This is a genomic window from Vibrio sp. 10N.261.46.E11 (genome assembly GCF_041472735.1).
In the GTDB taxonomy this organism is placed as follows: domain Bacteria; phylum Pseudomonadota; class Gammaproteobacteria; order Enterobacterales; family Vibrionaceae; genus Vibrio.
This window is the reverse complement of the sequence record NZ_JBFRQW010000017.1, coordinates 53249-64292: the sequence shown is the minus strand read 5'-3', so window position 1 is coordinate 64292 and position 11044 is coordinate 53249. Positions and strand designations below refer to the sequence as shown.

At 45.8% G+C, this 11044-nt stretch carries 10 protein-coding genes; 8 read left to right on the top strand and 2 right to left on the bottom strand.

Going from position 1 to position 11044, the window contains the following annotated elements:
* Positions 1-167: 167 nt before the first annotated feature.
* Positions 168-1001, bottom strand: a complete 834-nt coding sequence (purU, locus tag AB4407_RS05515; RefSeq protein ID WP_012604522.1) for a formyltetrahydrofolate deformylase — start codon at positions 999-1001, stop codon at positions 168-170.
* Positions 1002-1301: 300 nt separating this feature from the next.
* On the opposite strand from purU, the gene AB4407_RS05510 reads away from it, so the two are divergent.
* From AB4407_RS05510 to rnd, 8 genes are all read left to right on the top strand, one after another.
* Complete coding sequence (locus tag AB4407_RS05510; RefSeq protein ID WP_009847305.1) at positions 1302-1502, top strand: hypothetical protein; 201 nt, start codon at positions 1302-1304, stop codon at positions 1500-1502.
* A 150-nt stretch (positions 1503-1652) separates the two neighbouring features.
* Positions 1653-3581, top strand: coding sequence for an ATP-dependent DNA helicase (locus AB4407_RS05505; protein WP_372119419.1), 1929 nt, complete (start codon positions 1653-1655; stop codon positions 3579-3581).
* A gap of 59 nt (positions 3582-3640) precedes the next feature.
* The gene (gene tsaB, locus AB4407_RS05500; protein WP_012604519.1) at positions 3641-4342 is read left to right on the top strand and encodes a tRNA (adenosine(37)-N6)-threonylcarbamoyltransferase complex dimerization subunit type 1 TsaB; all 702 of its coding nucleotides are present in this window, start codon (positions 3641-3643) and stop codon (positions 4340-4342) included.
* A 91-nt stretch (positions 4343-4433) separates the two neighbouring features.
* The gene (locus AB4407_RS05495; protein ID WP_017074520.1) at positions 4434-4739 is read left to right on the top strand and encodes a hypothetical protein; all 306 of its coding nucleotides are present in this window, start codon (positions 4434-4436) and stop codon (positions 4737-4739) included.
* Between the two features lie 39 nt (positions 4740-4778).
* A complete protein-coding gene (locus AB4407_RS05490; protein ID WP_372119417.1) occupies positions 4779-5339 on the top strand; it encodes a Slp family lipoprotein in 561 nt (186 codons plus the stop codon).
* A gap of 47 nt (positions 5340-5386) precedes the next feature.
* Complete coding sequence (locus tag AB4407_RS05485) at positions 5387-6238, top strand: alpha/beta fold hydrolase (RefSeq protein ID WP_372119415.1); 852 nt, start codon at positions 5387-5389, stop codon at positions 6236-6238.
* 106 nt (positions 6239-6344) lie between these two features.
* Positions 6345-8039, top strand: a complete 1695-nt coding sequence (fadD, locus tag AB4407_RS05480; RefSeq protein ID WP_372119413.1) for a long-chain-fatty-acid--CoA ligase FadD — start codon at positions 6345-6347, stop codon at positions 8037-8039.
* 146 nt (positions 8040-8185) lie between these two features.
* Positions 8186-9304: a ribonuclease D gene (gene rnd, locus AB4407_RS05475; RefSeq protein ID WP_069591626.1), complete on the top strand. Its 1119-nt coding sequence runs from the start codon at positions 8186-8188 to the stop codon at positions 9302-9304.
* A 94-nt stretch (positions 9305-9398) separates the two neighbouring features.
* Here rnd and pfaD read toward each other — a convergent pair whose 3' ends face one another.
* Positions 9399-11036, bottom strand: coding sequence for an eicosapentaenoate synthase subunit PfaD (pfaD, locus tag AB4407_RS05470; RefSeq protein ID WP_048664270.1), 1638 nt, complete (start codon positions 11034-11036; stop codon positions 9399-9401).
* Positions 11037-11044: the final 8 nt, after the last annotated feature.

The window sequence follows — 11044 nt, the reverse complement described above, 5'->3', positions numbered from 1 at the left end:
TAGTAAATAACTGGTCACCCTAGCTGGTTAAAACGCTCGATAACTGCGTTATAATTTTTTATTGTAGAATAACTACTTATCAAAAAATTACGCCTTGTTCTCAAGCCTTTTTCCTGCGCTATTTCTGATCACTTACTTACTGTGATTGGTATCAATCGATATCCGACTTACAGAATCACGGTCTTGTTGCCGTAAACAAACACATGATCGTTGATCACTTTGTTTAAAGCCTTGCTCAACACGTTCTTCTCTACGTCACGACCCGCTTGTGCCATGTCTTTTGCGCTGAAGTTGTGATCCACTGGGATAACATCTTGCTTGATGATTGGACCTTCATCGAGATCGTTTGTCACAAAGTGCGCGGTTGCACCAATGATCTTCACACCGCGCTCGTAAGCTTGCTGGTATGGCTTAGCACCAATGAATGCTGGCAAGAAACTGTGGTGAATGTTGATGATTTTGTGGTTGTACTTCTCAACAAACCCCGGCGTCAGCACTCGCATGTATTTAGCAAGCACTAGATAGTCCGCCTCATACTGGTCAATGACTTCAAGCATCTTCTTCTCATGTTCTTCACGGTTTAATCCTTCGTGAGAAACATGGTGGTAAGGGATATCAAAACGCTCGGTTAGGCTTTGCAGTGTATCGTAGTTACCAACTACTGCCGCAATATCAACATCTAAACTGCCATCGAAGTTCTTCATCAGAATATCGCCAAGGCAGTGTGCTTCTTTAGTTACCAGAATCACAACACGCTTACGAGATGAATCAACCAGCTTACGTTTTGTGTTTTCTGGCAGGGCTTGGTCTAAATCGGCGAGTAAGGTTTCGTCATTGAAGTAGCCCTCTAGCTCGGTGCGCATAAAGAAGTGGCCACTTGTGTTATCAACGAACTCATTATTGTGAATAATATTGAGTTGGTGCTTATAACAAATGTTGGTGATCTTTGAGATGAGGCCTGGGGCGTCAGTACAATGTGTTAATAAAGTTTTTCTTTCCATTTGCATCTTACTTCCATGAATGTTGCACTTATTATATGAAATCGGGATTCTTCAAAATTTAATGCAGGCCGTCGAACGGTGAACTAAGCCGCAGTATCACCGTTATAATTAATCTATTATCAAGTTGGTTTCAACAAATTCTGCTGCTCATTTATCGCATCGATAAATTGTTTTATATAGAAATATCAGTTTTTCGATAGAAAAAAAGGCAGAAGCTTCATTTTTCAAGTTTTGACCGTAGTACGCATTTGAACTTCAACCGAGGCATTGACGCTTTGGCCAAAAATAGAGGTGATACTTATGGATAAAGAGTTACTAGCAAAAAAACTGTACTGCAAACGAGTGAATTCATTAGCGGGAAGTACAGAGTTAGATGGTAATGTTCTAGATGAAATGTGGGAAAGTAAAACCTCACCAACCGATGCAGTGAAAGCCATGCAGCCTTGCGATAATCATTTTGAAGGTGCCCCTTGGTTGTCGCGTTATCTCAGCCGAAAATAATAACGATTCTTTGATTTTTATTTCTTCAATTCTTACCTTCTAGGTAGCTTAACCCGAACCAAACACCTCCGGTGCGAAGTCATTCTTGATTCGCGCCGGCTCACTAAACCTGCCATAATTCTCCTTCTATTTTTCTAAACTTCGTACTCTATGATATCTAAAACGTTTTCTGCTGATGGTGCTTTGGGTAAAGCGATCCCTGGGTTCCAACCTCGACAAGCTCAGCTAGACATGGCTGAAGCGGTTTCACAGGCTATTGAACAACAGAGCCAATTGGTCGTTGAAGCGGGAACGGGAACAGGTAAGACGTTTGCTTATCTAGTGCCAGCACTGCTGAGTGGTAAGAAAACGATCATCAGTACGGGGTCTAAAAACCTTCAAGAACAGCTGTTTCACCGAGATTTACCATTGATGGTCGATGCGCTTGGTTTTTATGGTCAGGTTGCGTTACTCAAAGGCCGTTCAAACTATTTGTGCTTGGATAGGCTCAGTCGTCAAATGATCGAGAGCCATGGCACTCACACCGATCCAACGCTGTTAGCTCAGTTGGTGAAAGTGCGCAGATGGTCGTCAGCGACTCAAACTGGCGATTTAGGTGACTGTGATGATATTGCTGAAGATAGCCCGGTCATTCCAACCATTACCTCGACTAACGACAACTGCTTAGGCAAAGAGTGCCCAAGCTACACCGATTGCTTTGTGCTGAAGGCGCGTAAAAAAGCGATGGATTCTGATGTTGTTGTAGTGAACCACCACTTGTTCCTCGCGGATTTAGCGATCAAAGAAACCGGGTTTGGTGAGCTGATACCTGAAGCCGATGTATTTATCTTCGATGAAGCGCACCAACTTCCCGATATCGCTAGCCAATACTTCGGACAATCGGTTTCCAGCCGACAGATCCAAGAGCTAGCCAAGGACATTGAAATCGCTTACCGAACTGAAGCCAAAGACATGCGCCAACTGCAGAAAGTAGGGGATAGGCTCGTTCAATCGTCAGCCGATCTACGCATTGTGCTTGGCGATACGGGCTTTCGCGGTAACTGGCGTGAAGCATTGAAGTCAGAGTCGATTGCGAGAGAGCTAGTTCGCTTACAAGATGCGTTGCAACTGGCCGTTGATGTATTGAAATTAGCATTGGGTCGAAGCCAGTTGTTAGACACGGCTTTTGAACGCGCCACTATGATCAAGTCGCGCATTGAACGTGTATGTGACGTGTCGATTACTGGTTATTCGTATTGGTATGACACCACGCCACGACACTTTGCTTTGCACATCACGCCACTCTCAGTCGCCGACAAATTCCATGAGCAGATTGAGCTAAAACCGGGTGCTTGGGTGTTTACCTCTGCAACTTTGGCGGTGTCGGACGATTTCGATCATTTTACTTCTCGATTAGGATTAAAGCCGTCGGCACAGTTTTCACTGCCAAGTCCGTTTGACTATCCAAATCAGGCGCGTTTGTGTGTGCCTCGCTATCTACCAGAACCGAATAGCCCGGGCTTAGCGGACAAGCTAGTAAGAATGCTGACCCCTGTGATTGAGCAAAACCAAGGTCGCTGTTTCTTCTTATGTACCTCACACAGCATGATGAAAGAGTTGGGTGAACGGTTCCGCGAAACGCTCTCGGTTCCCGTTCTGCTGCAAGGTGAGACAAGTAAGCAAAAAACCTTAGCAGAATTCATGGAATTAGGTAATGCATTGCTGGTGGCCACTGGTGCTTTCTGGGAAGGTATAGATGTTAGGGGCGATGCATTAAGCTGTGTTATCATCGACAAATTGCCCTTTACAGCCCCTGATGACCCTTTGCTTAAGGCTAGAATTGAAGACTGTAAGTTGAAAGGGGGTGATCCTTTTGCACAAGTACAATTGCCAGACGCAGTGATCACCTTGAAACAAGGTGTCGGTCGATTGATACGTGATAAGCGCGATAATGGCGCTTTGATTATCTGCGACAACCGATTGGTGACTCGCGATTACGGTGGCATATTTTTGGCGAGTTTACCGCCTATCCCACGTACTCGTGACTTAGGGGTCATTAAAGAATTCTTAGCTAAAGACCATTCAACCGTTGCTGAGTAATTAGCATTGTTGAGCTTAGCCATTATTTTTAGATTAGATAACGAATATTTGAGACACAAATGAGCGCGAAAATTCTTGCAGTAGATACCGCAACTGAAAACTGTTCAGTTGCACTAGTAATTGGTGACCAGGTGTTCGCACGTAGCGAAGAGGCACCTCGAGACCATACGAAAAAAATTCTACCTATGGTTGATGAAGTACTGAAAGAAGCGAATGTTGCTTTAACCGATATCGACGCGATCGCGTTTGGCCAAGGCCCGGGCAGTTTCACGGGTGTACGTATTGGCATTGGTATTGCTCAAGGCTTAGCTTTTGGTGCTGATTTGCCGATGATCGGTGTGTCTACACTGGCAGCGATGGCGCAAGGCAGCTACCGTAAATTTGGCGAAACTCATGTTGCAACAGCAATTGATGCTCGCATGAGTGAAGTTTACTGGGCTCGTTACAGCCGTGAAGATGATGGTCGTTGGACTGCGGTCGATGCGGAATGTGTGACGCCTCCAAGCGAATTGGCTGAACAGCTTGAAGCGGACTCCAACACATGGGCAAAAGTAGGCACAGGTTGGGAAGCATATGCAGAGCACATGGACACACTAGCGATCAACACCAAAGCGTGTGAAGTGCTATTCCCAGAAGCTCAAGACATGGCGTTCCTTGCTCAATTTGCTTATGCTGAAGGCAAAGCGGTTGCAGCTGAAGAGTCTGAGCCGGTTTACCTACGTGATAAAGTGACTTGGAAAAAACTGCCTGGTCGCGAGTAAATACGTATTACTTTGGCTCTGCATTCACTTTGCAGAGCCAAAATTAAAACAGATATAAAATCATTAAAATCAGGTAATAAACTCTTTAAGCATGGTTTCAATCAACGGCTTACCTCCTTCTTCGATAGGCAATACATCTAAAACCAATCGAACCAACAAAAAGAATGAGGTAAAAAAAGGCGATGCAAAGACCTCTGTTGGTCAGCCAACTAAGGTTGCGAATGCTGTCTCGCATTCTATTCGCCAGGTCAAAGAATCTGAGATTCACAAAGCTCAGGTTCAATATGATCTTCCAGAAGGGCGCGGACGACGTGCGATGGAAGAGTATATGGATGTGATGAATCAAGCTAAAAAAGAGGAACTTGCAAAGCTAATTGGGGTCGATATTTATATCTAGCTTTGTGTTTTCATTTATCCTGCTCTAAGGAGCTGCATTATGTATTCTCTCATATCTAAATCTCGCTTATTTTTCCTTGTCGCTTTCTCTACGATGGTGATGGGGTGCTCCTCTTTACCTAAAGAACTTAATGCAAACTCAGAACAGGTGGTAACTGACTACCAAGAGTGGGTAAACACACTACCGGATGCCGGTGATGTTCGTTTGGGTGGCGTGATTGCTAAAGTCACTAATCTGAAAGATAAAACACGTGTGGAAGTGGTGAACTTACCTATCTCAAGTAGTGGCAAGCCTGATATTGATGCGGAACCAAAAGGACGTTTTGTTGGTTACATTGACGGCTATGTTGAACCATTGAGCTTTGCTGAGGGTCGTTTAGTTACTTTAGTTGGCACATCAAATAGCATTGAAGACGGTATGGTTGGTGAATACCCTTACACTTTCCCAGTCATGAATGTCTACAATCAACGTTTATGGCAGATCACTGAAAGAGTGGTTATTAATGACTTTGCGCCAACTTACTACTCTTGCCGCAGTTTACATTGTCGCAGCTTTCAAACCATGCCTAAGTCAGGGCGTGTGATTCAAGATGTGCAATAGTCGAACCTTAATTCGACATACCCAATGACAGGGACACCATACTATCAATGATTGAACAGTCATATTTCCTTGCGAGCGGGACACTTGCAACGCAACAGATTGGCAACCCACAAACGACCGCAACGACGGTCGTTTTTATTCATGGCTGGCTAGACAATTCCGCAAGTTTTACTCAGGTCATGCAGCAAGTCTCTAAGCTTTCTTCAGATACTCACTTAGTTGCGCTCGATCTTTTTGGGCACGGTTTTTCGTCGCATAAGTCGGGGAGTTACTACCCATTTCACGACTATATTGATGATTTACACCAGCTAGTGACCAAATTATCGCCAAACAGACTGGTACTGGTAGGACATTCACTTGGTGCATTGATAGCAAGTTGCTATAGTGCCGCCTTTCCTGAAAAGGTGTCAGGATTAATTCAAATTGAAGGTCACGGACCTCTTTCTGAAGCTCCCCACGAAACAGTCTCTCGCTTGAGGGATGGGGTACTTAGTCGTCTTCGACAGCGAAGAAAGCCTTCACGTCCTCTGGCAAGCCTTGAGGATGCTATTAAGCTGAGAGCTCACGCCAACCAAATTAATGCAGAATTAGTCGCTCCTATTGTTGAGCGAGGTATTGTCGAGTTTGAGAACTCTTGGCAATGGCGATGCGACCCTAATCTCAAATGTGACTCGTTATATCGAATGTCACAGGCGCACGCTGAAGCGATTATGGCGGCTATTGAATGCCCTCACTTAATAATCCTAGGGAATGATGGATTCCGACATTTGCAGCATAATCGCTACAAATCAGCGCATAGTTCTCTGAATATAGAGACGATTCCTGGCGGGCATCATTGCCATTTAGAGAGCCCAGAGCTAGTTTCAGAGCTAATTCTTGGTGTAGTTAACAAAATTTAAACAAGTGTTTGAGCCTTTTAGTGCTCATGCACTAAAGCTGTGCTGTAATACCGCAATGATAAAAAGCGGCGAAGCAGTCGTCAGCTGATAAACGAGGAGTAACATCGTGGATAAACCTTGGCTTTCACGTTATCCAAGTGACGTACCAGAAACGATCAACCCAGATCAGTACCAATCTCTCATTGAAATGTTTGAACAGTCGGTACAGAAGTTCGCCGACCAACCTGCATTCGAGAACATGGGATCGATTATGACATTCCGTAAGCTTGAAGAGCGCAGTCGTGCTTTTGCTGCTTACTTGCAGAATGATCTAAAACTGAAGAAAGGCGATCGTGTCGCGCTGATGATGCCAAACTTGCTGCAATACCCAATTGCACTGTTTGGTGTGCTGCGTGCAGGTATGATTGCAGTGAACGTCAACCCACTGTACACACCTCGCGAACTTGAACACCAACTGAATGACTCTGGCGCAAAGGCGATTGTTATCGTTTCTAACTTTGCGAGCACACTAGAGAAAGTCGTTGATAAAACTCCGGTTAAACACGTTGTACTCACTAGCCTTGGGCAAATGTTGCCACGAGCGAAAGGTACGATTGTCGACTTCGTAGTGAAATACGTGAAAGGGATGGTGCCTAAGTACGATCTACCGGGTGCCATTTCATTCAGAAAGGCACTTTACAAAGGCCGTCGTCTTCAATATGTGAAGCCGTTTATGGCGGGTGATGACATCGCATTCCTACAGTACACAGGTGGTACAACGGGTGTAGCGAAGGGCGCAATTCTAACGCACCGCAATATGATTGCGAACGTACTTCAAGCGAAAGGGGCATACAGCCCTGTGCTACAAGAAGGCCGTGAATTGGTGGTAACGGCATTGCCGCTTTACCATGTATTTGCACTGACAGTGAACTGCTTACTGTTTGTTGAGATGGGTGGCCGTAACCTTTTGATTACTAACCCTCGTGACATTCCTGGCTTTATTAAAGAACTACAAAAAGTTCCGTTTACCGCGATTACTGGCGTAAACACCTTGTTCAATGCGCTAGTCAATAACGAAGATTTCCACGAGTTGGATTTCAGTAACATGCGTCTGTCTGTTGGCGGTGGTATGGCGGTTCAACGCGCTGTTGCTGAGCAATGGAAGAAAGCGACAGGTGTCCACCTACTTGAAGGCTATGGTTTAACCGAATGTGCTCCTCTGGTCACAGGTAACCCATACGATCTAAAAGACTACACGGGTGCAATCGGCCTACCAGTACCATCGACGGAAGTTCGTATTGTTGATGACGAAGGGAAAATCGTTGGCAATGACCAAGTGGGTGAATTGCAGGTTCGTGGTCCTCAAGTGATGCAAGGCTACTGGCAGCGCCCAGAAGCGACCAAAGAAGTGATCGACCAAGACGGCTGGTTATCGACTGGTGATATCGTTAAGTTTGATGACGAAGGCTTGCTGTACATCGTAGACCGTAAGAAAGACATGATTCTTGTGTCGGGCTTCAACGTTTACCCGAACGAGATTGAAGATGTTGTGGCTCTGCATGGCAAAGTGTTAGAAGTTGCGGCTATCGGTCAACCTCATGAAGTGTCAGGTGAGTTGGTTAAGATTTACGTTGTGAAACGTGACCCGAGCCTAACCAAAGAAGACATTATCGCGCACTGTCGTGAACACCTAACGGGCTACAAGATCCCTAAATTGATTGAGTTCCGTGAAGAACTACCAAAAACCAATGTAGGCAAAATCTTGCGCCGAGTGCTTCGTGAAGAAAACGACGCAGAGCTTGCTAAACGCGCAAGCGAGTAACGAGCTGATATTTACGAGAAGATGATGCACCATCAGCCATAGCAGCGCTTAATCTAAGCGAGCGCTGAAAAATGGTGTTAGAATGCCGACAGTTAATGTCGGCATTTTTGTATCCGGCGATCAAAGTAAAATCAGTGAGAGTTTTTGTGGATTATCAAATCATTACCCAAGTGAAAGACCTTGAGCGAGTTTGCCAACAAGCACGTGAAGCCGATGTTGTTATGCTTGATACAGAGTTCGTTCGTACAAGAACCTATTACCCTCAATTAGGCTTAATTCAGTTATTTGATGGTGAAACGCTGTCACTGATTGATCCTATTGCTCTTGATGAAATGACCCCGTTTGTTGGGTTGTTGAAAGACACTTCAGTACTGAAAGTTTTGCACGCGTGTGGCGAAGATCTAGAAGTGTTCCAGAACGCATTTGGCTGTACGCCAACGCCAATGGTTGATACGCAGATCATGGCAGCCTTCTTAGGTCATGGTCTTTCAACTGGCTTTGCAGCTCTGGTTTCAGAGTTTGTAGGTGTTGACCTAGATAAGAGTGAATCTCGCACCGACTGGCTAGCGCGTCCGCTTTCTCAAAAACAACTCGACTACGCAGCAGCAGACGTTCACTACTTGATGCCAATGTACAACAAGCTTCTAGAAAAAGTGATGGAAGCGGGCTGGTGGGAAGCGGCACAGCAAGAGTCTGATTTACAAGTGGCTAAGCGCATCCGTAAAGCAAACCCAGATAACGCTTACCTTGATATTAAAGGCGCGTGGCAGCTAAAGCCTCAGCAGCTAGCTATTTTAAGACCGCTAGCAACTTGGCGTCTGAAAGAAGCAATCAAGCGTGATTTAGCGCTGAACTTTGTCTTCAAAGAGCAAGACTTATGGGCAGTTGCGCGTTTCGCGATGAAAGATCCTAAGCACATGGAGCAAGAAGGTTTTGATTACCGCTCTGTACGTCGCCATGGTGCTAAAATCAGTTCAATCGTTAAGTTAGCTGAGCATACGCCAGAAGAAGAATACCCAGCGCCAGTAGAACGTCTAATGGACTACCCAGGTTACAAACAACTCTTCAAAGTGTTGAAAGATGAAGTGAAAACAGCTTCGCAACACAGTGGTTTAGCGACTGAATTTTTGGCGTCGAAGAAGCAACTTAACCAAGTGTTAAGCTGGATATGGAAGCACGATCGTAATCCTGAAAAGCTGCCAGATGTTATGCAAGGTTGGCGTTTAGATGTGGTTGGCGAGAAGCTAAATAAAGCGATCAAATAACCAACGACTGCAATGACATTTCGATGATTCAAAGAAAAGCGACCTAATTAAGGTCGCTTTTTTATTTGGTAAAATTTAGCTAGCTACTCGGCACTTAAGCCATTCTTTGCGTCGGCTTCCAGCGTGCTAGTTCCGGATCAAGCTTGATACCTTGTGAGGTCAGCAGGTTAACACGAGCTAAGTAAGCTGCACCGTGCATCAGATGCTTAGCAAGATCAACGGCATTACGCTGCTGGTAATCATCTAGATAGCTGTCTTTTGCCCAGGCGTTGAATGCGCCAAGTGCCGGGCCGGCCCATACTTGGTAATCCATCTCACGACCTTGTTCACCTGTGTTTGACCAACGGCTAGAAAGCCCTAAGTACCAACGGAAGATCAGTGCCATTTTACGTTTAGGGTTGCCTTCAGCTCGTTCAATCTGTTTTGGATCGCGCTCGTTAAAGTGCGCCACAGTCCCTGCCCAAATGTCATCCAGTGTTGAACGGAAGACTTGCTTCTCAAGTTTCAGACGCTCTTCTACTGGAATCGCTTCAATTGAGTCGTAGCGAGTGTATAGCTCATAAAGTTTGTTGGCACGCATTGGGAACAAGGTGCCGCGCTTAACCACTTGCAGTTTCACGCCCATTTCGAACATGTCTGCCGCTGGAGCCATAGTCACGTCAGCCATTTCAGTTGTCGAAAGCAGCTTACGTGTGTGTTCGCTCGCGCCAGCCTCAACACACGCTTGGTTGATTGAACCGGTAACAATGTAAGCAGCACCCATGTTAAACGTCGCTAGAGCAGCATCAGGTGTGCCTACGCCACCACCACAACCGACACGTAGCGGTGTTTTGAATTGATACTGAGCTTGGATTTGCTCTTTCAGCGCTAGAATCGTTGGCAGTAGCGTAACCAGTGGACGGTTATCGGTGTGACCACCAGAATCTGCTTCTGCGGTAATGTCATCCGCCATAGGAACCAGCTGTGCCAGTTCCATCTGTTCTGCTGTGATTCGGCCTTCATCAACCAGAGCTTGCAGCATTTTTACAGGAGCAGGCTGCATGAATTTACTTGCGACTTCAGTACGGCTCACCTTAGCAATAACCTTGTTGCCAATCTGTATCTCGCCTTGTGCATCGCGGCTAAGACCTGCAGCACGGTAGTGAACGATTTGCGGTGTTAAACCTAAGAAGGCAGAAGCCTCAACGGTTTTTACCTTGTGCTTCAAAAACAGCTCAACACTGCCGCGTTCTAGCGCAGGTTCGCTTGGGCTGTGAATCAGGTTAAACGCGTAAGGGCCGTTTGGCAGTGCTGCTTGGATACGGTTGATCGCTTGCTCAACACGAGACGGGATTAAGCCCGCCGCGCCAAATGAACAAAGAATGCCAGCTTGACCAAGCGCAATCACCAACTCTTCAGATGAAATGCCGTTTGCCATTGCGCCTGCATAGTAAGCGTATTTAACGCCGTGACAGCGACGAAAATCTTCGTCGCCTAGGCTTTGCGTACCAAGAGCTGGAGCAAAGGCGCTAACAGGTTGGCTGTTTGCTGAGCTTGCTGAATCACCCGATGCAATCTCTGCTTGTTGGCTAACGCCTAAACCTTTTTCTGGGTGGTTCACGACGTAACAAGCAAGGCTTAAGTCTTTCAATATTGTCGACATTGCCGCGTTATCAAAGCGAGTTGTGCTCTCTTCGATCTGCCAAGGCCACGGAGATAGCTTTTCGTTATTAATAGTAGTTTGAGTTGTCATACTAAATT

Bases quoted from the DNA above. Each gene is read 5' to 3' on its own strand.
- AB4407_RS05485 (WP_372119415.1), top strand. From the start codon at position 5,387: ATGATTGAACAGTCATATTTCCTTGCGAGCGGGACACTTGCAACGCAA.
- pfaD (WP_048664270.1), bottom strand. From the start codon at position 11,036: ATGACAACTCAAACTACTATTAATAACGAAAAGCTATCTCCGTGGCCT.
- tsaB (WP_012604519.1), top strand. From the start codon at position 3,641: ATGAGCGCGAAAATTCTTGCAGTAGATACCGCAACTGAAAACTGTTCA.
- AB4407_RS05505 (WP_372119419.1), top strand. From the start codon at position 1,653: ATGATATCTAAAACGTTTTCTGCTGATGGTGCTTTGGGTAAAGCGATC.
- AB4407_RS05510 (WP_009847305.1), top strand. From the start codon at position 1,302: ATGGATAAAGAGTTACTAGCAAAAAAACTGTACTGCAAACGAGTGAAT.
- AB4407_RS05495 (WP_017074520.1), top strand. From the start codon at position 4,434: ATGGTTTCAATCAACGGCTTACCTCCTTCTTCGATAGGCAATACATCT.
- AB4407_RS05490 (WP_372119417.1), top strand. From the start codon at position 4,779: ATGTATTCTCTCATATCTAAATCTCGCTTATTTTTCCTTGTCGCTTTC.
- purU (WP_012604522.1), bottom strand. From the start codon at position 1,001: ATGGAAAGAAAAACTTTATTAACACATTGTACTGACGCCCCAGGCCTC.